This is a genomic window from Synechococcus sp. JA-3-3Ab (assembly GCF_000013205.1).
Lineage (GTDB): Bacteria > Cyanobacteriota > Cyanobacteriia > Thermostichales > Thermostichaceae > Thermostichus.
Genome location: NC_007775.1, coordinates 2,196,493 through 2,220,130, shown reverse-complemented (window position 1 = coordinate 2,220,130; position 23,638 = coordinate 2,196,493). Strand labels below are relative to the sequence as shown.

The window sequence follows — 23,638 nt, the reverse complement described above, 5'->3', positions numbered from 1 at the left end:
GGCAGCGTTGGACAATAACAGTATCTTACGTCAGCTCTTACTAATGGGCGTGGGCACCACCGCTCTGCTCGCGGAGCAGTTGAAAAAGGCTGCTGACGAGCTGGTGCAGAAAGGTCAGCTCAAGCCAGAAGAGGCCTCCAACGTCATCAACAACCTGCTCAACCAGGTGAAATCCGAGCAGAGCAACCTGGAGTCTTACGTGCAGCGGCAGGTGCGCAACGTCCTGCAGGATTTGGGTGTTCCTCGCCAATCGGAAATGGACGAGCTGCGCGGGCGGCTGGATCGGCTGGAGCGGCAGGTGCGCAACCTGGAAAACCAAGTTTACCGCCGCTAGCCGAGCTGGATGGTTCGTTTCTGGCGCTTGGCTTGCCCCCTCGGCCAAGCAGAGTTGGGCAAGGGATCCCAGGCTATACCCTGCAAAACTCTGAAGCCAATTCCCAGCTTTTGAGTCCAGAAGGTCACTGCAATTCCCATGCCAAGCGAAGTTTTGACCATCACGGGCCGCGGGATCCCGCTGGTGGGCAACGACATCGACACTGACCGGATTATCCCGGCCCGTTTCTTGAAGTGCGTTACCTTTGAGGGCTTGGGCCAGCATGTATTTGCCGACGACCGGGCCCAGAATCCCGGCCAGCATCCCTTTGACCTGCCTCAGTACCAGGGGGCAGAGATCTTGCTGGTCAACGCCAACTTTGGCTGTGGCTCCAGCCGGGAGCACGCCCCCCAAGCCCTGGCCAAGTGGGGGATCCGCGCCCTCGTCGGCGAAAGCTTTGCCGAGATCTTTTTCGGCAACTGCCTGGCCTTGGGGATCCCCTGCGTCACGGCGCCCGCCAGCGTGATCCAAACCCTGCAAGGGGCGGTGGCCGAGAATCCACAGCTCCGGTTGACGCTGGATGTGCTCAACAAACAGGTGTGCTGGGAGGATAGAACCGCTGCTGTCGAGATCCCACAGGGGGCCTGGCAGATGCTGGTGCAGGGGACGTGGGATGCCACCGGACAATTGCTGGCCGCCCGGGAGCGGATTCAAGAGGTAGCTGCTTCCTTGCCCTATTTGCGATGGCAGCGGGTCAGGTGAGCAGGTTTCTTCCCCCCACTACTCACCTGTGGCTGGGCAGCGCCGACCCCGATTTTCTGGATCTGGCGAGGCGGGAAATTGCGGCAGCGGATCCCGAGGCCGTCTTTCAGCCTTTGCCGGAGGCACCTGGCCTAGTGCGGGTGTGCAGCCAGCGCTCGTTTGCCGACCTTGCCCAGGCCTGGCAGGCTAACCCGCCCATTTTTTTGCGCCACATCTGCCCCATCCACCAAGAGCGACAGCTCGACGAGATCTCCCTGCTGCGCCTCGATCAAAACCTCTTGGCGGCCATCGACCCTGCCCTCAGCTTTTCGGTACAGACGCGCCGGTTTGGCAAGCTCAACGTCAAGCCCTTCCAGGTTAACGCAGCCCTGGCCGAACAGGTGATGGCGACGGTGGGATCCCCTCTGCAGGTCAAGGATCCCCAGCAGGTGATCTCGGTGGTGCTCCTGGCCAGCTCGACAGGGCTCCGGGCTTGGCTAGGCCTGTCGCTGGCGGCGCAAAACCTCTCCACCTGGGCCGGCGGCGTCCACCGCTTTCGCCGCGATCCCGACCAGATCAGCCGAGCGGAGTTTAAGCTGCTGGAGGCCATCCAGGTGTTTCGCGTCCCTTTGCAACCAGGGGGACGGGCCTTGGATCTGGGGGCGGCGCCGGGGGGCTGGTCGCGCATTTTGCGCCTGCATGGCCAGCAGGTGACGGCTGTGGATCCGGCGGAGCTGGACGAGCGCCTCCGCCACGATGCCGGCATTTGTCACCATCGCCTCAGCGCCCAAGCCTATCTGGCCCGCTGTCCAGGTCAGTTTCACCTCATCCTCAACGACATGCGCATGGATGGCCGTGCCTCTGCCCATCTGATGGCGGCTTTTGCCCCTCATCTGGAGCCGCAGGGGGCAGCCGTGATGACCCTAAAGCTCCCCCACCAGCATCGCCTGCGGGTGCTCCGCCAGACCCTAGACATCTTGGGCAGCGCCTTCCCGGTGGTGAGGGCGCGCCACCTGTTTCACAACCGCAGCGAAATTACCCTCTACCTGCAAAAAGGGATCCCGGCCCCTCACTCTTCCACCACCTGAATTTCCCGGCGCAGCACCTTCTCGCGAATGGACTCCAGCAAGCTCATCTCTTCCGGGGAGATTTTGCCATCGGCCCGGATGGCGGCGATGATTTGATCCACCTCGCTGCGGGTTAACTTCTTATCTTCCAGGGCTTGCTCCACCAGCACCTGCAGTTGGGAAAACTCCATAAAACCACTGCTCCTCTGGGCTTAACCGGTCTTCTCACTTCATCCAGGCTATCTGCGCCCATTCCGATCCCCGGCAGGCGCAAGATTCTCTTCAGGTCAGGTATTCTGAAGAAAATGTAAAAGCCTAGGAGAAAACGACCTCATGGCTGGCCCAACTCTCAAGAGCACTGAGCACGACTGCGCCACTCTTTGCCGAGATGGCTGTGTCTTGGGCGACGCCTGCCCCCACCGAGAGGCGGCTCGTCAAGCAGTGGCCTTCGTCATGAACACCGACTGGGAGACGCTGATGCGGATCGCCGAATCCAGGAACCTACCCAAGGATCCCCCCCAAGCAGAGGTGGATCCCCTGCAGTTTTTGGAGAACTACCGCCTGGGCGGCTAGCTAACAGCTCGGCAACAAATCCCAGTGCAGAATCCAGGTGCTTTGAGCCATACTAATTAAATGGGGTCGAATGCCTGGGTTGTATGGTTTGGCCCTGGGTTGTCTTCGGCTTGGTTCTCATTGCTGCCGAGCTGTTTTTGCCGGAGTTGGTGGCCGGGCCGGCGGGTGTGGCTGCCCTAGGGGCTGCTCTTTTGGCCTATTGGGGGTGGCCAGTTTGGGCCCAGTTCTCGGCCTGGATTGTGCTCTCCCTTGGGTTGATCGTTCTCAGCCGGCGTCTGCTGCCCTCTACTTCAACTCAGCTGGAAGATCTCCTGAAGGAATCGCGAGAAGCGCGGGCAGTTACGGCCATTCCGCCGGGCAAGCGGGGTCGGGTCTCCTATCTCGGCTCCACCTGGAATGCCAAGTGCAGCGTCCCCGACCTGGAGATCCAGCCTGGGCAAGAGCTCTACGTGGTCGATCGCCAAGGCAATACCCTGATCGTGATGCCGATGCAGATGCTCAAGTCTTGAGGGGGATCAGAGGCTTGGCTGCGACTCACTGGACAGGCTCTTTTGAAGAAACACCTGAGGAGTCGGGGAATCTCTGCGAAGGCGAACAAGAAGCTCGCCCTCAGTCCACCGTACTCGGCTACCCATCCCAACAGGTCTAGCAGGTTCTAAGTAGAAGATGCCGTTGGCGGTGGGGGGATAGAGGGCGGGGCTCCCGCGGTTTCTGGCTGAACGCTGGGGAGGCCTTCCCTACAGGCGGCGCAACAATTCCCAACAACAGGCCGGTATCGGTTTCGGCCCAGGCCTTCCCGCTCCCCTCGACAAGGCCAGCCAACCCAGATCTCAGCCGACGGCCACGCTCGCAGGGGAGCGCGGGATCCCTTGCAGCAGCCGCTCCATCTCCGCCTGCAAATCCTGGGTTAGAGCTTGTACGGCTTGCCGGCGGTTGGCCTGGTAGGCGGGCCAGCGCTCCGAAACCGAGAGGGGATCGCCGATGCTGAAACGGGCCAGCCGCGGCCCCAACCTGGGGGGGGCAGCGCCGACGGCGTTTTTGCCTTTGATCCAGGCCAACAGGTTCCACAGCCGCAGGGCGGTTTCGGCCAGTTCCTCCAAACTGGGTTGCTCCGGCAGGGGACGCACGGCAAACACCATCAGGGTCTCCACCAGGCGCATGTGCCAGAGGTGGAAGCTGGCCTCAGAGGCGACGCGATTGGCCAACCCCTTCTCCACAGCCGAAAGCGCCGCAATATCAGGGATATCTTCCCGGTAGATCCAGGCCCAGCCTGCCTGTTCGATGCGATGCCGCCGCTCGATCAAGTCTCCCTGGGGCTGCAGGCCAAAGTGCTGCTCGGCCACGCGCAGGGCCAGATCCGATAGGCTTTGCAGACGTGCCAACAGATCCCCTCCCCCTTTCAGGCTGACCCGCGCCGCGTCGGGCAAAGCTGGGGCGTAGAAGCGCTCGTAAAAACGCTCCATCACCTGAATCAGATGCTCGGCCAGGCGGAGCAGGCGGGCCATCAAAAACCCTTTGCCGACATGGGCCGAGCGCGTGGCCGGGAGCTTGCAATCCGCCTCCATGCGGCGGAGCAACCTGTCCAGCGCCAGGCTGGGATCCCTCAAGTAGGAGTAGCGGAGGCCCACCGGCAAGATCAGCACCTCCTCCGGGCGCCCCGCCTTGTGCAGATCCTCCACCGCCCAGAAACTCATTTGGGCCACCCCCGGCTCCAGCGGGTTGAGCAGCCCACTCATGCCGTTGATTGTCCCTTCGGGAGCCACCGCCAGGGGGTACGGGCCTGACACAAACTGCTCGCGAGAGCTCTTCAGCCCTGCCCGATCCAGACGGCCCCGCAAAATCGGGATCCCGCCCAGCCGGGGAAGCCCCCAGCGGCCAATGAAGCCCAGCCATAGGGGCAGGCCGCGGTCGTAGACAAACAAAACATGGGGACGCTGCCGCAGGCGGATCCCCTGTTGTCGAGCTACCTGAGGCAGAAGATGGGAAAACAGGTACATCAAGCAGGGGGGATCGTCGAGGGTGGGGTGGCGAAAGGCTACCAACAGGCGAATCTTGCCTGCCTCAAATTGCTGATAAAGCTGGGCCAAACGCTCGCCCCCCTCCACCTCAACGCGCGGGATCCCCTTGGCCCAGCGCAACCACAAGGGCAAACCCGCTTGCGCCAAACGAACTACCCAAGGCGTCAATCGCGGCGGCAGAAACTTGAGAGGAGGTTGAACAGTCTGGTACATAGGGATCTTCAGATCTAGGGTTGGCGAAGTCAATAAACCCAAGCTTCGGATCCCATCTTAAGGAGGGTTTGGAAGAGAGAAAGCCCTGCAGTGACAGTTTCTCAACTGGATTCCCTTGCCCAACTCCAGAAGAGGTTCAAGCTCCTGTTGTTTTTTTCCTGCGGCTCCGCGTCTTTTTGGGGGCAGCTTCTTCGTTCGAGGTTGAGTCCTCCATCACCTGACCGTTGAGCACTTGCTTGAGGTGAATGTGCTTATAGCCCAACTGAATCTCAAACTCATCGCCGGGCTTGAGATTCATTTTTTCGGTGTAAGCGGACCCGATGATGATCTGACCATTCTTGTGAACGCTCACGCGAAAGGTTGGCTCGCGACCGCGCCTGTCACGCTTGGCAGTTGGACTGAGGCTCAGACCTTTTGCCGCCAGCACCGCATCATAAAACTCATTTAAGTTGACGCGGAGCTTGTTGGTCTTGGTCATGGTTACGTAGCCACAGCGCTTTGCCGTCTCGCGGCGCGGAAGATGGCTCAACGCTTCTACCTTCTGCAGGAGAGCCTTTCCGGTTAAAGGTTGTGGTGGTATGTCCAACATTTTCTAATGCCCTACAGTCCTCTCCAGGATCATAACCTCCTGGCGTACTTCTGCAACCAAAAGTTGGGGACTCTTTTCGAGGCCACATTTTTCTCCTACTACTTGAAGTGGTTCTCTAAAGGAGAAAGGCTCTCCTCAATAGGCGTTCAATCGGTGTTCTTGCCGTGGTAAAAGGTGAGGGGGGAGCAGGGACTCAAGCGCGGAGGGGGGCTGCAGCTTTTGTTTTGATGGCGCCAAAGGCTAGAGAATCGGTATGGCTCTTCGGCGCGCTGGGTGCTTCGGCAGAGAGGCCAGAGGGATCCGCAGAATCGGGGGAAGAGAAGTGGGCCAGGCCAGGATTGGCGATGATAAAGTCGCGCCAACCAGACTAGATCTGTTCCTCCGATTCCCACCCCTCTGCCGCCCTAAACCCCCAAGACAGCTTCTCCGAACTTCAGCAAAAGGGGCTGGAGTTGTTTTGCACAACGGGTCGGAAAGATAGCCAAAGCAAGCCTGCGGCCCAATGCCATCACCTACAGGGCCGGTAAGGGATTTCGGGCTTCTCGGCGGGAGCCGGCGACGCCACGGGCGTTTTTTTTTCGCCGTTCGACGGGCGCGGGCGACGCAGGCCGCTAGCAGCCATTTCAAGACTGGCCGATGGCAGTAAGGGCTGGAGCGAAATGGGAGGGACAACTCAGCCGGATCCCAAGCGCTTGGCCACCTGGGAAGGAAGCTGGGCCAGCGGGATCCCCTCTAGGATCTCTGCCGCAAAGGCGTAGGTGAGGAGTTGCCTGGCCTGGGCTTGGGGAATGCCGCGGCTTTGCAGATAGAAGATCTCTTCCGCCTCCAGTTGGCTGACGGTGGCTCCGTGGGCGCATTTGACGTTGTCGGCAAAGATCTCCAGTTGGGGCCGGGTATCCACCCGCGCCTTGGGGCTCAACAGCAGGTTGCGGTTGGTCTGGGCGGCGTCTGTCAGTTGGGCTGCTTGGCTCACCAGGATCCGCCCGCTGAAGACCGCGCGGGCCGCCTCGTCCACGATGCACTTGTGCAGTTGGCGGCTGCTGCCGTGGGGCGCTTGATGGAGCAAGCGGGAGTGGGTGTCGCTGTGCTGGGATCCCTTCAGCAGCGTTAGCCCCTGCAGTTGGGTGTGGGCCTGGGCTCCGGCTTGGGTGATCTCCAGGTTGTGGCGGGAAAACTGGGATCCCCACTGAATCGCCTGGAGGCGGTAGTGGCTGTCGCAGCTTTGGCGCACGGCGGTCTTGTTGATGTGGAAGGCTGGGGATCCCTGCCTTTGCAGGATCACATGGTGCAAACGGGATCCCTCTGCCAGGGCGATCTCCGTAACTGCGTTGCTGAAGGGGATCCCGGATCCCAGGGATACATGATCTTCGATCAGCGTGAGGGAGCTGTGGGCTTGCAAAGACAGCAGGCAGCGGGGCTGGGCCAAAACGGCCTCTCCCTCAGGAGCCACCGTTATGAACAGCAGGTGCAGCGGTGACGGAACTTCCTGGCCGGGCTGTAGGCCAATCTGGATCCCATCGCCCAGATGGGCGGTGTTGAGGGCCGTAAACACATCCGTCTTGGCCAGCGTTTGCAGCAACTCCCCTGGGGCTTGGGCCAAAGGGATCACCTGCAAAGCGGTGGGCAGGCCGCTCAAATCAGAAAGCTGGGGGGCAAAGTAGCCGTTGACGAACACGGCGCGGCTATAGCTGGCTTCCGGCCAAAGCCAGGGCTCTAGGGTTGCTGCATCCAGAGACGGATCCCCCGCGGCAGCCAGGCGAAACTTGTGGGCCAGCAGTGGCGAGAGATCGCTGTATTTCCAATCCTCTTCCCGTGGGGTCGGGATCCCCAGTTCCGCCAATTGGGCGCGGGCCTGCTGCCTAAGGGTGGTGTAGGGATCCTGCCTTTCCGGGATTTGGCCGAGGATGTGCTCCAGGAATAGGCGGCTCTCTGGGGCAAAAGGTTTGGGCAAGGTGGCGCTCATCCCTCTTTCTCCTGCCGAGATGTCGCAGCTGCCGGTTCTTGACCCGACTGAGTTTTGATCCAGTCGTAGCCCCGTTCCTCCAGCTCCAGCGCCAAGGTCTTGTCCCCACTGATGACGATACGACCCCCCTCCATCACGTGCACGTAGTCGGGGGTTACATAGTCCAGCAAGCGTTGGTAGTGGGTGATCAAGAGCATGGCATTCTCAGGGCCGGCCAGTCGGTTGATGCCGTGGGCCACAATGCGCAGCGCGTCGATATCCAGACCGGAATCCGTCTCGTCCAAAATGGCCAGCGTGGGCTCCAACACCGCCATTTGCAGGATCTCGTTGCGCTTTTTCTCACCGCCGGAAAAGCCCTCATTCACAGAGCGCTCCAAAAAAACGGGATCCATTTTGACAATATCCAACTTTTCCCGTACCAGGTCGTCAAAATCCAGAGCATCCAGTTCCGGCTGATCCCGATATTTCTGGCGAGCGTTGTAGGCGGCGCGCAGGAAATCCAAGTTGCTCACCCCTGGGATTTCGATGGGGTATTGAAATGCCAAAAAGATCCCTGCCCAAGCCCTCTCTTCTGGCTCCATCTCCAAGAGATTTTTTCCCAGGTAGAGGATCTCGCCCCCCGTCACCCTGTAGTCAGGGTGGCCGGCTAAGATCTTGGAAAAAGTGCTTTTTCCAGAGCCATTGGGGCCCATGATGGCGTGGATTTCTCCGGCGCGAATTTCCAGGCTCAACCCCTTGAGAATGGGGGTGCCATCGATCTCGGCGCTGAGATCTCGAACGGATAAGATGACAGGGCTGTTTTCGCAGATCATAGCTAGACTCTAGAGTTGCCACTGAAGGGCAGGGATTGGAAGGTTAAGGGATCCCTAAACCAGGTTTGGATTTTGGGCCTAAGGATCCCCTATAGCTCTATTGGGAGTGGCGATTGAGGATATCCCGGATCTCTGTCAGCAAAACCACTTCTGGTGGGGGCAATGTGGGAGGAGATTCTTCCTCCTTTCGCTGTAGGGTGTTGATCGCCTTCACCAGTAAGAAGATGGCAAAAGCGATAATCACAAAATCAAACACAGCTTGCAGAAAGCTGCCGTAGTTAATCGTAACTGGGTCTTCAGGACTTCCACCGATTTTCCAGACCAAGTTCTGGAAGCTCACTCCACCAATCATCAAGCCTAAAACTGGAGTAAACAGATCTGCTACAAAAGAAGTCACGATCTTCCCAAAAGCACCTCCAATAACAACGCCAACAGCCAAATCTAAGGCATTGCCCCGGCTGATGAACTTTTTGAACTCCTCCAGAAATGCCCTCATGGGGAACTTCTCCTGCCTAGCCTTACGGTTCAAAACTCCTTGATTATCCCCTCTCCCCCCCTGCATCCATGCGCTGTTTGCAACGTCGCCAAGCCCTTGGGCCGCCTCTGGCTTCAGGGGATCACAGACCTCTGCCTTGGGAGTTACCTAACCCCTTACCCTTCTCCTGAAAATGGCAGCGCCTGCTCCCACAGCGTGTCAGCGGCCTCGCCCACTTGCTCAGCTTCGCATTGGGAGCAATCCCCTAGCCGACGGATCCCTCTAACTTTAGGCTCAGCAATCGATCGGCTTCTACAGCAAACTCCATCGGCAGTTGGTTGAACACTTCTCGGCAGAAGCCGCTGATGATCATGGACACGGCATCTTCCATGCCGATCCCGCGCGACTGGAAATAGAACAATTGCTCCTCTCCAATCTTGGAGGTGGAAGCTTCGTGCTCCACTTTGGCGGTGTTGTTTTGCACCTCAATATAGGGGAAGGTGTTGGCGCTGCACTGATCCCCAATCAACATGGAATCGCACTGGGAAAAGTTGCGGGCACCTTCCGCTTTCGGCCCGATTTTGACCAGGCCGCGGTAGCTGTTTTTGGAGTGCCCAGCCGAGATCCCTTTGGAGATAATTTTGCTGCGGGTGTTGCGGCCCACGTGAATCATCTTGGTGCCGGTATCGGCCTGCTGGTAGTTGTTGGTGAGGGCAACCGAGTAAAATTCGCCCACCGAGTTTTCCCCCACCAGCACACAGCTGGGGTACTTCCAGGTGATGGCGGAGCCGGTCTCCACTTGCGTCCAAGAGATTTTGGAGTTGGCCCCCTGACACAGGCCGCGCTTGGTTACAAAGTTATAAATGCCCCCTTTGCCGTTTTCGTCGCCGGCATACCAGTTCTGCACCGTGGAGTATTTAATTTCGGCATTGTCTAGGGCAATTAACTCCACCACCGCCGCATGCAGTTGGTTGGTGTCGAACATGGGGGCAGTACACCCTTCCAAGTAGCTGACGTAGGATCCCTCGTCGGCAATGATCAGGGTGCGCTCAAACTGGCCCGATTCGCCGTTGTTGATGCGGAAATAGGTGGAAAGCTCCATGGGACAGCGCACCCCTTTGGGCACATAGACAAAGGATCCATCACTGAACACTGCCGAGTTCAGCGCCGCGTAGTAGTTATCAGCAATGGGAACCACACTGCCCAGGTACTTGCGCACCAGCTCAGGGTACTCCCGCAGCGCCTCCGACATGGAGCAGAAGATGATCCCTTCCTTGGCCAGCTTCTCCCGGAAGGTGGTGGCCACCGAGACGCTGTCGAAGATGGCATCCACCGCCACATTGGCCAGCCGCTTCTGTTCAGACAAGGGGATCCCCAGTTTCTCGAAGGTCTCCAACAGCACCGGATCCACTTCGTCCAGGCTCTTTTTCTTGGGCTGCACCTTGGGGGCCGAGTAGTAGACAATGTTTTGGTAGTCAATGGGCGGGTAGCTGACGTTGGGCCAGGTGGGCTCGCTCATCTTCAGCCACTGGCGGTAGGCCCGCAGCCGGAACTCTAGCATAAAGTCCGGCTCCCCCTTCTTGGCCCAAATTTGCCGGATGATGTCCTCGTTTAGGCCTTTGCCGATGGACTCAGAAGGGATGTCGGTAACAAAGCCGTACTTGTAGGGCTGGCTAATGAGGGTGCGGACGCTCGTAGACATGGATGGCTCTTGGTTAGGGACAGGGTCAAGACAGACGGCCAACTAAAACAACACGGTTGTTGCTTAACTAACCCTCAGGTTACTGTAGCAATGATCCCGTTGTCAAAGTAGCTGTGCTGGCAGCGGCAGCCGAGTGAACCCAGTCTAACCAGGAGGGCGAGGGTGGAGAGCGCGCACAAGATCACCGGGCGGTTCACGCAGCCCCTTTCCAGCAAGCAGGCCATCCTAGTCTATTTGCGCAAGGCGGGGCAGGCCACCGCCCAGACTCTGGCAGAGCACTTGGGCATTTCTCCCCAAGCCATTCGCCGCCACCTCAAGGATCTAGAGGCGGAGGGGCTGATCCACCACGTCGCTCAAGCCAGTGGCCTGGGCCGCCCCCAGCACTTCTATCAGCTTAGCCCCCAAGGGGAAGCGCAATTCCCCACAAGCTACGACGAGTTTGCCCTGGGCCTGCTCAATACGCTGGCCGAAACCCTGGGATCCGAACAGATGGGATCCCTGCTCCAGCAGCAGTGGCAGCGCAAAGCCCAAGAGTACCAAGCCCAGATGGGATGCGGATCCCTGGCCAAGCGGCTGGAGCGCTTGGTGCAGTTGCGCCAGGCAGAAGGCTACATGGCGGAGTACTACCCCTACCCCAACCACCTGGCTGCGGCCAGGGCAACAGAAGGCGCTGAGCAGTATGCCGAGCAATACGTATTGGTGGAGCACCACTGCGCCATTGCCCAAATTGCCCAGCGTTTTCCCAGCGTCTGCGGCCACGAGCTGGAGATGTTTGCCGCCGCCCTGCCCGACTGCCGGGTAGAGCGCCTCACCTGGCAGGTGAACGGAGAACACCAGTGCGGCTACTGGATTGCCAGGATGGGATCCCCTCCTAGACCCAGCCACGAGTAGCAGTAGGTGGCGGCTTCGGAAGACAGGCAAGAGCAGCTATAGCTCTGGCCGTGCAAGGGCCATGGGTCAGTTGGCTCAAGTCCGCCTTTGAGCAGTATTTCCTAGCCAAGATGCGCTGGGGGTGGGCGGTGCCTTGGTTTGAGCGCCTCAGTTTGCAGGGGGTGGGGCTCTCATAGAGCCCATCTCCAAGCCATTGGGAGATTTGGTCTTTCCTTAGCCTCTTTCTCTCGTCACTCTCAAGTTACGCCTTGGACACTTGCACTATGGAAACTCAAGTCGGCAGGTTGCACCAACAAAGGTTTTCCGGCTGGAGCTGGGGCCACCTGGGCTGGGCGCTGCTGTTCCTCTCGCTAGGGGGGCTGGGCGGCTGGCTGCTGGGATCCCAAAGCCGGCCCGGTCCAGGGGTAGCCGCTTCGGAGCTTCCCGTCAGCGAGACGGAGTCCTTGGAAACTGCCAAGGCCGCCCCGTTGGCCACGATGGAGGTCAAGCCTCGGGAAATCGGCCAAGAGCGGATTCTGGTGGGCAGCCTAGAGGCTGTGGAGCGCACCTCCCTCAGCAGCCGCATTGTGGGCCGAGTTCTGGAGCTGCCGGTTCAGGAGGGGCAGCAGGTGGCGGCCGGATCCCTGATTGCCCGTCTGGATGTCAGCGATGTGCAGGCCGCCCAGCAACAGGCCCAGGCCCAGCGGCAACAGGCTGAGGCGCAACTGCAGCAGGCCCAAGCAGGCCTTCTGGCCGCCCAGGCAGGGGTGAGGGGAGCGGAAGAAGCCTTGCGCCAGGTGCAAGCCCAGAAGCAGCAGGCGGAAGCGGAGCTGCAGGAGGCCCGTTTGCACCAAGAACGCATGCAGAAGCTGCACGCCGAAGGGGCCGTGGCCCAAGCCCAGGTGGATCAGGCCAATACGCGGGTAGCCGTGCTCTTGGGCCGGCTGGCCCAGCTCGAGGCCGGGATCCAGCAGGCCGAACAGGGATTGACCCAAGCGCAGGCCCAGCTTGCCCAGGCCAAAGGCCGGATCCCTGAGGTGCAGGCGGCCATGGCCCAGGCGCAGGCGGGGGTGGCACAAGCCCAAGCCAACCTGGCCTACGGAACCCTGGTTGCCCCCTTTGCCGGCGTCGTCACCCGCAAGTATGTGGAGGTAGGGGCTTTGGCGGGGCCGGGCCAGCCGATAGTGGAGCTAGAAAGCAGCGAGCGGCTGCGGTTTTCCGTGGCTGTGCCCGAATCGCTGGCCGGCCAGATCCGGGTGGGACAAGGGGTGCCCATCAGCATCGACAGCCTCAACCAAACCGTGGAGGGAGCCATTCGCCAAATCATCCCCAGCGCCGATCCCAGCTCGAGAACCGTGGAAGTCAAGGCGGAGATCCCTCCGCTCCCCGGAGCCATGCCGGGCATGCTGGGCCGTCTGAAGTTGGCAGGAGAAACCCGCCAAGCCCTGCTGCTGCCCCAGACAAGCCTGGTAGAACAGTTCGGCCTGACGGGCGTGTATCGGCTGGCGGACGGCAAGCCGCTGTTTACGCCGGTGGCGGTGGGATCCCGCTATGGGGATCTGGTGGAGATCCACGCCGGGCTGCAGCCTGGAGACGAGGTGATCCAGGAAGCGGCTGCCGTTCGGGCCGGATCCTTCTGAAGCCTGTTTTCTGGGACAGAAGCCCAGAGTCCTGCTGACTGTCTTAGTTTCCGCCGGGCTTGCGGGGCTTTCGCCGCTGCGGCCCCTGAGGCAGCGGCAGGAAGTTCCTAGTTGCCCTGAAGCTTTTCTCCTCGCACCGCTTGCAACAGCGTCGCAGAGCGATGGCTACGGGGCGGGCAAGCCTCTTGAGCTGGGTGGGGGAAAGCCGTCCTCTGGGCTGCGCCCGGGGAACCCTGGGAGCGACCCAGAACCTGAGCCCGTCTTGGCAAATCCAGTTTCTTTTTGGGTATACTTCCGCTATACTCATCTCGTACAGATTCCGAGTTCCTTCCCCTGAAGATGATCTTGCGCGCTCCCTTTTTTGGCTACTTTACCTTTCCCTGGCAGCGACCAGGGCGGAAGGGTGGCGCGTAAACTATAAAGCCTAGGTTTACCTGAGTCAGTCCTGAAGCCCTGAGCCCAGTGCCAGGGCTTTTTTGATGGCTCGACAGCTCAATCCCTCACTTGCCCATCCCTTGGACACAATGAAGGACAGTTCTATGCCCCCCCAAACCGACAACTGCAACATCCAAGAGGTGACTCCCTTGATTGCCCCTGCTGCTGTCAAGGCCAAGCTGCCGCTGACGGAAACGGCAGCCCAAGTGGTGCTCTCCACGCGGCAGGCCATTCGCGACATCATCCACGGACGGGATCTCCATCGCCTGGTGGTGATCGTCGGCCCCTGCTCCATCCACGATCCGGAAGCGGCCTTGGAGTACGCCCACCGCCTCAAGCGGGTGGCCGACCGAACCCGCGAGCACCTGGTGATCGTGATGCGCACCTATTTTGAGAAGCCGCGCACCACCGTGGGCTGGAAGGGGTTGATCAACGATCCCCACCTGGATGGCTCCTGCGACATTGCCACCGGCTTGCAACTGGCCCGCTCCATCCTGCTGCAGATCAACGAGCTGGGCCTGCCCTGTGCCACCGAGATGCTGGATCCGGTGACCCCTCAATACACCGCAGACCTGGTGAGCTGGGCGGCCATCGGCGCCCGAACCATCGAAAGCCAGACCCACCGGGAAATGGCCAGCGGCCTCTCCATGCCCGTGGGCTTCAAAAACGGCACCGACGGGCGGCTGGAAATTGCCCTCAACGCCATCTTGTCTGCCAGCCACCCCCACAGTTTTCTGGGCATTGGCCAAGACGGCATGACGGCCTTGGTGAAAACCACCGGCAACCCGGATCGGCACATCGTGTTGCGCGGCGGCGGCGGCAGAACCAACTACGGCCCGGAAGATGTGGCGCGGGCGGCGTTGCTGATGAAGGATCAAGGGATCCCGCGCTCGGTGATGGTGGACTGCTCCCACGACAACTCACAGAAGGACTACCGCCGGCAGGGATCCGTCTGTCGGGCGGTGCTACAGCAGTACCAAGCGGGGCAGCGGGCCTTGATGGGGCTGATGCTGGAGAGCAACCTCAACCCGGGCAAGCAAACCTGGCAGGAAGGGGCGCCGCTCCAGTACGGCGTTTCCATTACCGACGGCTGCATTGGCTGGGAAGAGACCGAAGACCTGTTGCAGGAGATGGCGGCGGTCGTAGCAGGGAAAACCTTGGCTCTGAGCCATTGAGGCGGGGGCCAGCCTTCTGAAAAATCCCCGAACTCCCCTCTCCCTCTGGGAGAGGGGCCGGGGATAGGGACAACTGCTGCCAGAGCGTCAGACGGGATCCAAGACTTAGAAAGGGGTACGCCGGCAAAGCTAAGATCCGATTAACCCAGTTCCGTTCCCTGCTCCCGCAGCGGGCAGGGTGGGTCAACCTGGAAGCTGTTGATGCCTGAAACCTCTTCTGACCCTGTGCCGACGCTACAACTGGCCTCGCCGACTTCTGCGGCCTGGATCGACCAAGCCATTCGTCACCTCGACCTTATCTTGTTGGATCACGCCAACTGCGAGAAAAAAGCGGCGGGCAACGCCCTTAGTTTGCTGTTTCGCTACCCGGCCAACGGGCGGCTGGTGGAAGCGCTGTCGCCGCTGGCGCGGGAGGAGCTGCAGCACTTTGAGCGGGTGCATCGCCACCTGCAACGGCTGGGGATCCCGATCAGGCCCCTCTCGGCTGCTCCCTACGCCAGCCGTCTCAACCAGCACCTGCGCCGCTCCGAGCCGGAGCACCTTTTGGACGCTTTGCTGGTGGCCGCCATCATCGAGGCCCGCAGCCACGAACGCCTGGGCCTGCTGGGGATCCACGCCCCCGACCCGGAGCTGCGGCAGTTTTACCTCTGGCTGGCGGCGGCTGAAGAGCGGCACTGGCAGTTGTATCTAGACCTGGCGCTGGAGCAGTTCCCCGCTGACGAGGTGCAGGAGCGGCTGGACACCCTGCTGCAGGTGGAAGCGGAGATTTTATCGACCCTTCACCCTGAGCCTCGTGTCCACAGCTAACCCATCCCCTTCCCGCGCAACCCCCATGTTCCAGGCAACGCGGCGGTGGTTGGCCCTCTGGTACACCGTGGTAACAGGGGTGTTTTTGTTGCTGTTTGCCGGCAGCTTCTACTGGTATGTGCAGTCAACCCTGATCGAGCGGGTGGACGACACGCTGGGCCATGTGGTGGAAATTGTCGAGCGCTCCCTGGTGGTGGACGAGAGCCTCTTGGATCCACAGCAGGCCCGCCAGAGCTTAGAGGCCAGCTTTCGGGATGATCCCAGCACCCTGGAGGACGACCACATCGACCTGGAGTGGTTTGATCCCCAGGGATCCCTCATCTGGTCCACGGTGCCCGGCGGCATCCCTGCCCCCCTGCTGACCGAGGGATCCCTGCACACCGCCCGCATCGCGCCTGGGTATTGGCTGCGCCAGTTCACCGAGCCGATCCTGGCCGGTGGGAAGCTGCTGGGGTATTTGCGGGTCAGCCACCCCTGGTTTGAGGTGAGCAAGCCGACACGCCAGCTCATTCGGGATCTCAGCCTCTGGGTAGTGGCCAGTTTGGCCTGTGTGGGGGGAATCGGCTGGCTGCTCTCCGGTTTGGCCATGCAGCCCATCCGCCAGTCTTACCAGCAGCTCAAGCAATTTACCGCCGATGCCTCCCACGAGCTGCGCAGCCCCTTGGCCAGCATTCAAACCACGGTACAGGTGGCTTTGGCCGATCCGCACCTGGACGCCGACACCCGCCAGCGCTGGCAGATGGTGGAGCGGCTGTGTTTGCGGCTGGGCCGCCTGGTGGACGACCTGCTGTTTCTGGCCCGCCACGACAGCGGCATGGTGCCTTTCCAGCCCCGCTGCTGTGCGCTGGATGCTCTGCTGCTGCAGGTGGTAGAGGAGTTGCAAGGGCTGGCCAACCAGAAAGGGATCCACCTCAAGCTGGACATTGTCACCCCCGACGAGGAAGCAGAGGGCTATCCCTTCGCCTTTTGGGGAGATGAAGACCTGTTGGCCCGCCTGTTCACCAACCTGATCGAAAACGCCCTTCTCCACACTCCCTCTGGCGGCGAGGTGCAGGTGCGCCTTAGGCAGCGGCTGCGCTCCGGATCCCCAGAACTGGTGCTTCAGGTGCAAGATAGCGGGCCGGGGATCCCACCCCAGGCGCTGCCCCACCTGTTCGACCGTTTCTACCGGGTGGATCCGGCCCGCAGCGGGGATCCCAATCGGCGGTCGGGATCGGGTTTGGGGCTGGCCATTGTCAAAAGCATCGCCGAGCAGCATCGGGGGCAGGTGCAGGTGGAGAGCGAGGTGGGGCAGGGATCCACCTTTGAGGTGATTTTGCCCCAGCGACAATTGGAAACTTGCACTCCAGAAACCCTCTGAAAGTGCTCCAGAAAACAGACAATTCTTGGACAGTATGTTAAGTTCAAGCTAAAGTTCAATTGTTCTTTACTTAGAGAGCTTTACTTTGGGGCTTTAGGTCTTTTTTGTGGCCTTCTGTGTTTTCTGTTTGCGGATCTGAGAACTTCTTTTTTTTAAAACTCAGGATAGGCCAGACAAGGCGGAACTGGATCGCAGCTTTTGTTTTCTCTTACCAGTTGTCGGCAGGGTAATAAGCCAACTGATCAAGCCTGTCTATCTACCGGCAAATCCAGAATAGGTTCCTCTCCCTCTCCTTCGGAAAATGTATCGCTTTCAAGTTCGCGCCACCACTCAGCCCGGCGATCGAATTGCCCTGGTGGGATCCAGCCCTCAACTGGGCGCCTGGGATCCCTGCCGCTGTGTTTGGCTGCAGACGGATCCCGATCGCTACCCGCTCTGGTGGGTGGAGTTGCCATTAGGCCCGGCAGATGGCACTTCTAGCCCACTGTCCTCTGGGGAGGGACTCGAAGAAACCCCTCGACTGGAGTACCGGTACCTGCGCGTTCAGGCCGATGGCGAAGTTATTTGGGAAGCCGCCGATAGGAATCGCTGGGTGCCGCTTGAGCCGGAACCTTTGCCGGCAGTTTTGATCGTGGAAGATGGCGAGTTTGGCCGGATCCCTTTCTATCCATACGGCTATTTTGCCTTGCCGGTGAGCGAGCCTGAGCCCGAAGATTGTCCGGGACTGAAGATAGTCGTCTTGGGCAGTTCGGTGGCCCTGGGGTGCAGCGCCTGGCTGTTGCGAGGATGGGCCTGGCTGTTGCAGAAAGCTCTACGAGAACGCTATGGCCATCAAGTGCGGAACCTCTCCGAATTGGGGGCAAACGTCAGCCGAACCCTGGCCCGATTTGAGCAGGTGGTGATCCCTGAACATCCCGATGTCGTTATTGTTGCCTTGTCTTTGGGAAATGAAGGCTTGGCCACGGCTCTGCCGGAGCATCGCCGTGCCGTCCAAAGGCGGTTTGAAAACGGCCTGCAGCGGTTAATTCAGCGAATTCAAGACATTGGAGCCTTGCCAGTTTTGGGAGGGGTTTACCCCCATGCAGACTACGGCCTAGAACAGCATCTGCTTTTGCAGGAAACTCAGCAAAGGATGCTCAGTTGGGGATGCCCCGTGTTCAACTGGCTGCCCATCTTAGACGATGGCCAGGGGCGCTGGAAGCCAGATCTGGCTTTTGACGCGGCCCACCCTAATACCAAGGGGCACCAACTCATGTTTGCGGCTATTGACCTCTCGATTTTTGATCCCAACACTGTGAAGTCAGCCCCCCTAAAGCTGGCATCATCCAAAGAAAAGCTGATTTTTGAGGATCCCTCTGGCTTTTGGGCGGCCTTGGAGGGTCAGAATCGATTCCGCCTTGTTAATATTACTCCTTATGATTACACCTTGACACCGACTTGGCAATCTTTACAAGCTGCTTTTCAAGAAGCTCGACTACAGCCAGGCTTATATATTGGTAAAAGCGGTGAGAAAGGGCAAGATCAACCTTTGTACTCCCTCTCCATTCATGAGAATGGCTTGATTCAAACAACCCTTTCCATTCCCCCAGATGCCGACCTTGTCTTTTCTCCGGCAGCCGATTTTTTCTCTCCGGAATCTTCAGAAATAGTCTTTAGTGACGGGACTCTAACACTCCTCAAACTTAGCTACCCATCCGCCGGCTTGGATCCCAAGCCCCGCCTGTGTGTGATTAACCAAAGCAGCTATGAGTACAACATCCACCCTATGTGGAAAGAAGTGCGGGCTGCCCTCAAAGCTCTGCCAACAGGCGTTTATGAGGATCCCCTCTATCGCGATGCTCCCTTTCGCACGTTGATGATTGGAGAGAGGGGGTTGGAAAGCCGGGTCAAGGCTGCTCCCAACTCGGTCATGCTATTGGAATACACATGCGCCTTATCTGATATTCATCGCGTTGCTGTTGTTCCCCTGGGGGATCGCTGTGCGGTGCGGATGCTGCTCTACAAGTTGGAATACGACGGGCCTGCCTTTCCGTTTGATCTAACCCGCACCAGCAACCTAGCGGATGTAGCCGATATGATCCACCACGAGTTTCAGGGCATGTGGGATCCGCAATATTTGCACTACAGCCCTGAAGACAGGCGAATTTATCACAGCAAGTGGACAGGTCTTTCTTTCGGCCATGAGGTGGAAGAGGGGGAAGACCCCCTGCAGAATATGAATCCAATCCATGAGCGGATGCGGACTCGTTATACAGCTCGCGCCAAGCGCTTTCTATATGTCTTGGAAAAGGCGGACAAGACCTTGTTCGTGCGCACAGGCGGCTGTCAGCGGGGCGCGGTGATCGACTTGATGGATAAATTGTCCGCTAAGCGAAAGGGCAAGCCCTTCCTACTCCTTATCATTTCCCCTCAGCCTTCAGAGGAGTTTGCCGGGATCCCCAATGTCATCCACTACGATATGGAGTTCAACCCCGACCGCATGTGTGCGGATCCCGAGCATTGGCGGTACTGCACAGAGATCATGAGAGAGATCCTCCATTCTCTGGGAGTTTCCAGCCGCAATCTTTTCTGGTGTCCTCCCCAGCCGGCTTAATTGCCTGAGATCCTACCTAGAATGCGATGCCGGTAGGATCCTGCTCTGCCCTACCTCAGCGGTGTTTGCTTGGCACAGAAAGAGCATCAGCCCAGAGGATCAGCCTTGCTTGTAGGTTTAGCCAAATCCCATCGTTCATTCGCAATAAAAATACGATATACAAGCCCAATATAAACAAAATGCACAAGTTCCCTAACCATTTGTAGGTCTGGATAATTTGGTCGGCACTCCAGCCAAAATCATCAACCAAGCGGTTCATATCCCCACCAGCATCCCCCTGGCCACACAGCAGAGTTCCCCACGGGATCGGAGCTAGCCCTTTTTGGATTCTGTGCCATTGCCAAAAGCTTCTCCAGAGGCTGCTGGCTGCAACTCCCAGAACGACGAATCGCCAAAAGTCCCACCGCCAGCGATCTGGCAAGCGAAGATAAAAGCAGGCCATCAAGAAGGTGCTGATGTAAAACTCGCCGCCCACGCCGCCAAAGGTAATTAGCATTTCTTTGGTGCGATTGGGCATTAGCCAGGTCATATAAAACTGCAGCAGCGCAAGAACAACAACCAATGCCTGTAGCCATCGAATCCGCTCCTTGCGGGTCGACCAGAATAGCAAGCTCAGCAAAAAGAGGATCCCAAAGTACACAAAGGGATCCTTTTCCGGACTGATGCTGGTCCAGCCAAAAGGTAAGGGCAAAGCTCGATGCCCGCTCCACCAGGCAATGCTGGCATGGCCCAGCTCGTGAATCCAAATGTGCCAAGGCAAATGTAACAACTCCAATAGGGCAACGCTGTTTACCAGCAGGGCTACCACAAATGCAACTGGGTAAGCCCAGATATTTATCGCCCAGCTATCAAAAGAAAACCGATCCCATCGCTTTTGGGATCTCAAACGCAGGCTGCGCTGCCAAAGCAACTGAGAGCCACAGAAAGCGCGGATTTCCAATTGCTCTAGGCGTGGAATCCGCAGTTGCTTCACCATCAAAAACAGCCGGGCCACAACAACCGGCGGAGAGGGGCTTTGGGACGGGGATCCCAGCAGGTCGATGCGCAAGGTGTTGTCGGCAAGATACACTTGCGCGGGCCAGCGCCACTTCAGGAGCTCTGCCCGAACCACCCGCAGGATCGCTTGGCTGTCCCCAGCGCGGGCCAGGGGGAGGGGATCAGGTAGGGGGGACATCCACACTCCAGAGGCAGGACGAGGATCCCTACCCATTGTGGCCTGGGCCGACTGGCAACGGCGAAATTGCGCTCCCTCTCAGGCCGCTCTGGGGGGAGCTTGGTATAGTTGAGGGCAGCAGGTGTGCCGGAGTGGGTGCAATTCATGCCTGGATTGGAACGGGAGCCCAAACTGTCTAGGCAGAGCTCTCTGTGGGGGGCAACGCTGCTGCTGGGCTTGGCCGGAGCAGGTTTATTTTCCCCCTTGCCCGCTCAAGCAGAGCTGACCGCCGTTCCTGGCTTGTCTCGCATCGAGAGTTGGCACTACGACCCGCAGCGGGGATGGCTAGAGGTCAACACCCAGGGAGAGGTGCGTCCTTTTCTGTTTGTGCTGCAAAACCCTCCTAGGGTAGTGCTGGATTTTCCCAACACTCTCTTTGGGCGGGAGCCCCAAACCCAGACCTTTCCGGGGCGGGTTACCTCGTTGGAGATCAAACAGTTCACCCCAACGATCACTCGCTTTGTGCTGCACCTGCAGCCGGATCAGCCTCTCAGCCTCGACCAACTGCAACTGCTCACGGCTGGTCCCTCCCGCTGGGCTGTCCAGTTCCTCCAACCCGAGCAGCCCTTGCCCGCAGCAGCACCGCTATTTCCCTCGGCAGCCGGCCCCAGGGATCCCATCTCACCGTCCCCGCCGCTGCCCCGCCGCCCCGAAGCCAGCCCACTCTCTCCTCCTGCAACCTCCCCTTCCAGCCATCGGATCTTGGCCATTTCTCCGCAAGCGGAGGGCTTTTTCATCCGCACTCAGGGTAGCCCTTCCACCACGGTGCGGCGCATCCTCGATCCGGATCGAGTGGTGGTGGATTTTCTCAACACCACCCTCAGCCCCGCCCTCACCCAGCGGGTCTATACCGTCAACCGCCTGGGGGTTTCGCGGCTGCGGGTGGGGCAATTCGAGCCCACCATCGCCCGCGTGGTCTTGGATGTGGATCCTTCCAGTGGCGACTGGGAGGCCCGCTACGACCCGCAGCAGGGAGGAATCTGGATCCAGCCCGCCGGGGGTGCTGCCCAGGCCAGCCTTCTGCCCGATCTCAGCTCTGCCGACTCCCAAGGGCCCCTGGCTACCTTGCGCTCTGTGGAGCTGCGGGGGAATCAGCTCATCATCAGCGCCGATGGGTTCATGTTCTACCGGGCCGGCTGGGATCCGGAAAGCGGCGGCTACCGCATCAACGTGGCACCGGCCCGCCTACCCGAGTCCTTGCCGGATCCCGGCTTGCCAATTGGAGGGCCGGTGCAGCGGATCCGCTTTGTGCAGGAAGATGCCCGCACGGTCAGCATTCTGGTGCAACCTGCCGAAGAGTTCAACGTCTTTGAGCCCAATCCCGGCCAGGGATCCCGCCGCATCACCCTGGAGCTGCGCCCCCTCCACGCTCCGCCGTCCGCACCCCAGCCGCAACCGCCTGCCCAAGCTTCCCTTCCTTCCCGCCGGGGCCGGACGGTCATCGCCATCGATCCAGGCCACGGCGGACGGGATCCCGGTGCCATTGGGGTGGGTGGGATCCAGGAAAAGGACATCGTGCTCTCCGTTTCCCACCAGGTACGACACCTGTTGCAAGAGCGGGGGTATGAGGTGGTGATGACCCGCACCGACGACCGGGAAGTGCTGCTGCAGCCGCGGGTGGATATGGCCGTGCAGGCCAACGCCACTCTGCTGGTGAGCATCCACGCCAATGCTCTAGAGCGCTCCAGCATCCACGGCATTGAGACCTACTACCTGCGGCCCGACAGCGCCGAGCTGGCTGTGGTCTTGCACCGCAGCTTGGTGAGGGCCAGCGGCGCCGCCGACCGGGGGGTGCGACGGGCCCGCTTCTTCATGGTGCGGGAAACGCCGGTGGGCATGCCTTCGGTGCTGCTGGAGCTGGGGTATGTAACCAACCCAACCGAAGGGCGAAAGTTGGCTACCCCCGAATACCAGGCCATTTTGGCGCGGGCCATTGCCGAGGGCATCGAGGCCTTTCTGCGTAGCCGCCAAAGATAGGGACTCGGTCGGATCTTTGGTTTGAGCCGTTCGCCCCTACGGCCCACTCCGTGAAGGGACGAAGTCCCAGGGTAGGGAAGCTGTCGCCGAGACTCTCGGAAGCAGGGTAGGATACAGCAGCTTCAGCCAAGGTGTTGAGGAGAACGGAGCATGCGTTGGGAGTGGGGATCAGATCCGGATCCCAGTTGGCCAATTGGGGTGTTTGACAGTGGCTTGGGCGGGCTCACCGTCTGGCGGGCCCTGCGCCGTCGCTTGCCCCAGGAGCGCCTTGTCTACTTTGCCGACACGGCGCGGCTGCCCTATGGGGATCGCTCCGCCGAGGAGATCTTGACTTTTGTGCGGCAGATCCTCCGCTGGATGCAGGCGCAGCCGGTGAAGGTGGTGGTGATGGCCTGCAACACCAGCTCGGCGCTGGCCCTGGAGCAGGTGCAGCAGGAGTTTGCCCTGCCCATTCTGGGGCTGATCCTGCCCGGCGCCCAGGCGGCCCTGGCCCAGGGATCCCGCATTGGGGTCATTGCCACGGCAGCCACGGTCAAAAGCCGCGCCTACTCCAAGGCCATTCAAGAGTACAGCGCTCTGGATCCCCGGCGCTTTCCCCAACCTGTCCAGTGCTGGGAGCAGGCCTGCCCGGAGTTCGTCCCCCTCATCGAAGCCGGCCAGTTGGACGGCCCCGAGCTGCGCCAAGCGGCTGAACGCTATTTGCAGCCGCTCCTGCAACAGGGGATCGACACCCTCGTCTACGGCTGCACCCACTACCCGCTGCTGGATCCTCTCCTGAAGTCCTTGCTGCCCTCTTCGGTCAGACGGGTGGATCCCGGCGTGGCGCTGGTGGGATCCCTGGCCCGGGAACTCAGCCTCTGGGGCCTGCGCCGACCCTCAACTGCTAGCCAGGCAGAACCTCACCGCTTCTATGTGAGTGGGGATCCGGAGCGGTTTGCCCAGTTGGCCACTCCTTGGCTGGGCTTTCGACCCCAGGTGGAACGGGTGGAATGGCCGGCCTTGGACGTCAACAACTCCCGCCGGCCCTAGGCGAGAGCAGCAGGCCAGCCCAGGCAAATTGGCCCTACTTGCCCCCCTGTTGCTGCAGCGATCCCACAGGTTC

22 protein-coding genes are annotated in these 23,638 nt (G+C 60.1%); 14 read left to right on the top strand and 8 right to left on the bottom strand.

Annotated features, from left to right (window positions below):
* Positions 1–7: 7 nt before the first annotated feature.
* The 3 genes from CYA_RS10355 (at position 8) to CYA_RS10345 (ending at position 2,142) form a co-directional block, all read left to right on the top strand.
* Positions 8–334 (top strand): phasin family protein, encoded by a 327-nt coding sequence (locus CYA_RS10355; protein WP_011431016.1) that lies wholly within the window; start codon positions 8–10, stop codon positions 332–334.
* A gap of 138 nt (positions 335–472) precedes the next feature.
* Positions 473–1,075: a 3-isopropylmalate dehydratase small subunit gene (gene leuD, locus CYA_RS10350; RefSeq protein WP_041438503.1), complete on the top strand. Its 603-nt coding sequence runs from the start codon at positions 473–475 to the stop codon at positions 1,073–1,075.
* Positions 1,072–2,142: an SAM-dependent methyltransferase gene (locus CYA_RS10345; RefSeq protein ID WP_011431013.1), complete on the top strand. Its 1,071-nt coding sequence runs from the start codon at positions 1,072–1,074 to the stop codon at positions 2,140–2,142. Before leuD ends, CYA_RS10345 begins: the two co-directional genes overlap by 4 nt.
* On the opposite strand, the gene CYA_RS10340 is transcribed toward CYA_RS10345, so the two are convergent.
* On the bottom strand, positions 2,124–2,312 hold the full coding sequence (locus CYA_RS10340; RefSeq protein ID WP_011431012.1) for a hypothetical protein: 189 nt from the start codon (positions 2,310–2,312) through the stop codon (positions 2,124–2,126). The two genes, CYA_RS10345 and CYA_RS10340, sit on opposite strands and share 19 nt — an antisense overlap.
* 142 nt (positions 2,313–2,454) lie before the next feature.
* On the opposite strand from CYA_RS10340, the gene CYA_RS10335 reads away from it, so the two are divergent.
* Together CYA_RS10335 and CYA_RS10330 are read left to right on the top strand one after the other, a co-directional pair.
* Positions 2,455–2,694, top strand: a complete 240-nt coding sequence (locus tag CYA_RS10335) for a hypothetical protein (protein WP_011431011.1) — start codon at positions 2,455–2,457, stop codon at positions 2,692–2,694.
* 83 nt (positions 2,695–2,777) lie between these two features.
* Positions 2,778–3,203 (top strand): NfeD family protein, encoded by a 426-nt coding sequence (locus tag CYA_RS10330; RefSeq protein WP_011431010.1) that lies wholly within the window; start codon positions 2,778–2,780, stop codon positions 3,201–3,203.
* 321 nt (positions 3,204–3,524) lie between these two features.
* Here the strand turns inward: CYA_RS10330 and CYA_RS10325 are convergent, their stop codons facing one another.
* From CYA_RS10325 to sufB, 6 genes are all read right to left on the bottom strand, one after another.
* Entirely contained in the window at positions 3,525–4,925 is a 1,401-nt protein-coding gene (locus CYA_RS10325; protein WP_011431009.1) for a 1-acyl-sn-glycerol-3-phosphate acyltransferase, read from the bottom strand.
* 136 nt (positions 4,926–5,061) lie between these two features.
* Complete coding sequence (locus CYA_RS10320; RefSeq protein ID WP_011431008.1) at positions 5,062–5,514, bottom strand: AbrB family transcriptional regulator; 453 nt, start codon at positions 5,512–5,514, stop codon at positions 5,062–5,064.
* A gap of 673 nt (positions 5,515–6,187) precedes the next feature.
* Positions 6,188–7,477, bottom strand: a complete 1,290-nt coding sequence (gene sufD, locus CYA_RS10315) for a Fe-S cluster assembly protein SufD (protein ID WP_011431007.1) — start codon at positions 7,475–7,477, stop codon at positions 6,188–6,190.
* Entirely contained in the window at positions 7,474–8,289 is an 816-nt protein-coding gene (sufC, locus tag CYA_RS10310) for a Fe-S cluster assembly ATPase SufC (RefSeq protein WP_011431006.1), read from the bottom strand. The genes sufD and sufC overlap by 4 nt, the downstream gene beginning before the upstream one ends.
* A 97-nt stretch (positions 8,290–8,386) precedes the next feature.
* Positions 8,387–8,785, bottom strand: a complete 399-nt coding sequence (gene mscL, locus CYA_RS10305; protein ID WP_011431004.1) for a large-conductance mechanosensitive channel protein MscL — start codon at positions 8,783–8,785, stop codon at positions 8,387–8,389.
* Between the two features lie 244 nt (positions 8,786–9,029).
* Positions 9,030–10,466: a Fe-S cluster assembly protein SufB gene (gene sufB, locus CYA_RS10300; RefSeq protein WP_011431003.1), complete on the bottom strand. Its 1,437-nt coding sequence runs from the start codon at positions 10,464–10,466 to the stop codon at positions 9,030–9,032.
* A 162-nt stretch (positions 10,467–10,628) separates the two neighbouring features.
* On the opposite strand from sufB, the gene sufR reads away from it, so the two are divergent.
* The 7 genes from sufR to CYA_RS10270 all read left to right on the top strand — a co-directional run bounded on the left by sufR (position 10,629) and on the right by CYA_RS10270 (position 19,346).
* Positions 10,629–11,357: an iron-sulfur cluster biosynthesis transcriptional regulator SufR gene (gene sufR, locus CYA_RS10295; protein WP_011431002.1), complete on the top strand. Its 729-nt coding sequence runs from the start codon at positions 10,629–10,631 to the stop codon at positions 11,355–11,357.
* 50 nt (positions 11,358–11,407) lie between these two features.
* A complete protein-coding gene (locus tag CYA_RS15600) occupies positions 11,408–11,533 on the top strand; it encodes a hypothetical protein (RefSeq protein ID WP_255322479.1) in 126 nt (41 codons plus the stop codon).
* Between the two features lie 87 nt (positions 11,534–11,620).
* Positions 11,621–12,976, top strand: coding sequence for an efflux RND transporter periplasmic adaptor subunit (locus tag CYA_RS10290; protein ID WP_011431001.1), 1,356 nt, complete (start codon positions 11,621–11,623; stop codon positions 12,974–12,976).
* A gap of 539 nt (positions 12,977–13,515) precedes the next feature.
* Positions 13,516–14,586 carry a 3-deoxy-7-phosphoheptulonate synthase gene (locus tag CYA_RS10285; protein WP_011431000.1) on the top strand — a complete coding sequence of 357 codons (1,071 nt, stop codon included), beginning with the start codon at positions 13,516–13,518 and terminating at the stop codon, positions 14,584–14,586.
* A gap of 201 nt (positions 14,587–14,787) precedes the next feature.
* Positions 14,788–15,393 (top strand): tRNA-(ms[2]io[6]A)-hydroxylase, encoded by a 606-nt coding sequence (locus CYA_RS10280; RefSeq protein WP_011430999.1) that lies wholly within the window; start codon positions 14,788–14,790, stop codon positions 15,391–15,393.
* A 25-nt stretch (positions 15,394–15,418) separates the two neighbouring features.
* Positions 15,419–16,753 (top strand): sensor histidine kinase, encoded by a 1,335-nt coding sequence (locus CYA_RS10275; RefSeq protein WP_011430998.1) that lies wholly within the window; start codon positions 15,419–15,421, stop codon positions 16,751–16,753.
* A 301-nt stretch (positions 16,754–17,054) separates the two neighbouring features.
* On the top strand, positions 17,055–19,346 hold the full coding sequence (locus CYA_RS10270; RefSeq protein ID WP_011430997.1) for a DUF1796 family putative cysteine peptidase: 2,292 nt from the start codon (positions 17,055–17,057) through the stop codon (positions 19,344–19,346).
* A 55-nt stretch (positions 19,347–19,401) separates the two neighbouring features.
* Here CYA_RS10270 and CYA_RS10265 read toward each other — a convergent pair whose 3' ends face one another.
* A complete protein-coding gene (locus tag CYA_RS10265; RefSeq protein WP_187147157.1) occupies positions 19,402–20,322 on the bottom strand; it encodes a hypothetical protein in 921 nt (306 codons plus the stop codon).
* 342 nt (positions 20,323–20,664) lie between these two features.
* Between CYA_RS10265 and CYA_RS10260 the strand changes: the two genes are divergently transcribed.
* Both CYA_RS10260 and murI read left to right on the top strand, forming a co-directional pair.
* The gene (locus CYA_RS10260) at positions 20,665–22,536 is read left to right on the top strand and encodes an N-acetylmuramoyl-L-alanine amidase (RefSeq protein WP_011430995.1); all 1,872 of its coding nucleotides are present in this window, start codon (positions 20,665–20,667) and stop codon (positions 22,534–22,536) included.
* A gap of 150 nt (positions 22,537–22,686) precedes the next feature.
* Positions 22,687–23,565 carry a glutamate racemase gene (gene murI / locus CYA_RS10255; protein ID WP_011430994.1) on the top strand — a complete coding sequence of 293 codons (879 nt, stop codon included), beginning with the start codon at positions 22,687–22,689 and terminating at the stop codon, positions 23,563–23,565.
* Positions 23,566–23,638 lie beyond the last annotated feature (73 nt).

Coding starts and splice junctions, on each gene's coding strand:
- leuD (WP_041438503.1), top strand. CDS start 473: ATGCCAAGCGAAGTTTTGACCATCACGGGCCGCGGGATCCCGCTGGTG.
- CYA_RS10340 (WP_011431012.1), bottom strand. CDS start 2,312: ATGGAGTTTTCCCAACTGCAGGTGCTGGTGGAGCAAGCCCTGGAAGAT.
- CYA_RS10335 (WP_011431011.1), top strand. CDS start 2,455: ATGGCTGGCCCAACTCTCAAGAGCACTGAGCACGACTGCGCCACTCTT.
- CYA_RS10330 (WP_011431010.1), top strand. CDS start 2,778: ATGGTTTGGCCCTGGGTTGTCTTCGGCTTGGTTCTCATTGCTGCCGAG.
- CYA_RS10325 (WP_011431009.1), bottom strand. CDS start 4,925: ATGTACCAGACTGTTCAACCTCCTCTCAAGTTTCTGCCGCCGCGATTG.
- CYA_RS10320 (WP_011431008.1), bottom strand. CDS start 5,514: ATGTTGGACATACCACCACAACCTTTAACCGGAAAGGCTCTCCTGCAG.
- sufD (WP_011431007.1), bottom strand. CDS start 7,477: ATGAGCGCCACCTTGCCCAAACCTTTTGCCCCAGAGAGCCGCCTATTC.
- sufC (WP_011431006.1), bottom strand. CDS start 8,289: ATGATCTGCGAAAACAGCCCTGTCATCTTATCCGTTCGAGATCTCAGC.
- mscL (WP_011431004.1), bottom strand. CDS start 8,785: ATGAGGGCATTTCTGGAGGAGTTCAAAAAGTTCATCAGCCGGGGCAAT.
- sufB (WP_011431003.1), bottom strand. CDS start 10,466: ATGTCTACGAGCGTCCGCACCCTCATTAGCCAGCCCTACAAGTACGGC.
- CYA_RS10290 (WP_011431001.1), top strand. CDS start 11,621: ATGGAAACTCAAGTCGGCAGGTTGCACCAACAAAGGTTTTCCGGCTGG.
- CYA_RS10285 (WP_011431000.1), top strand. CDS start 13,516: ATGCCCCCCCAAACCGACAACTGCAACATCCAAGAGGTGACTCCCTTG.
- CYA_RS10280 (WP_011430999.1), top strand. CDS start 14,788: ATGCCTGAAACCTCTTCTGACCCTGTGCCGACGCTACAACTGGCCTCG.
- CYA_RS10275 (WP_011430998.1), top strand. CDS start 15,419: ATGTTCCAGGCAACGCGGCGGTGGTTGGCCCTCTGGTACACCGTGGTA.
- CYA_RS10270 (WP_011430997.1), top strand. CDS start 17,055: ATGTATCGCTTTCAAGTTCGCGCCACCACTCAGCCCGGCGATCGAATT.
- CYA_RS10265 (WP_187147157.1), bottom strand. CDS start 20,322: ATGGTGAAGCAACTGCGGATTCCACGCCTAGAGCAATTGGAAATCCGC.
- CYA_RS10260 (WP_011430995.1), top strand. CDS start 20,665: ATGCCTGGATTGGAACGGGAGCCCAAACTGTCTAGGCAGAGCTCTCTG.
- murI (WP_011430994.1), top strand. CDS start 22,687: ATGCGTTGGGAGTGGGGATCAGATCCGGATCCCAGTTGGCCAATTGGG.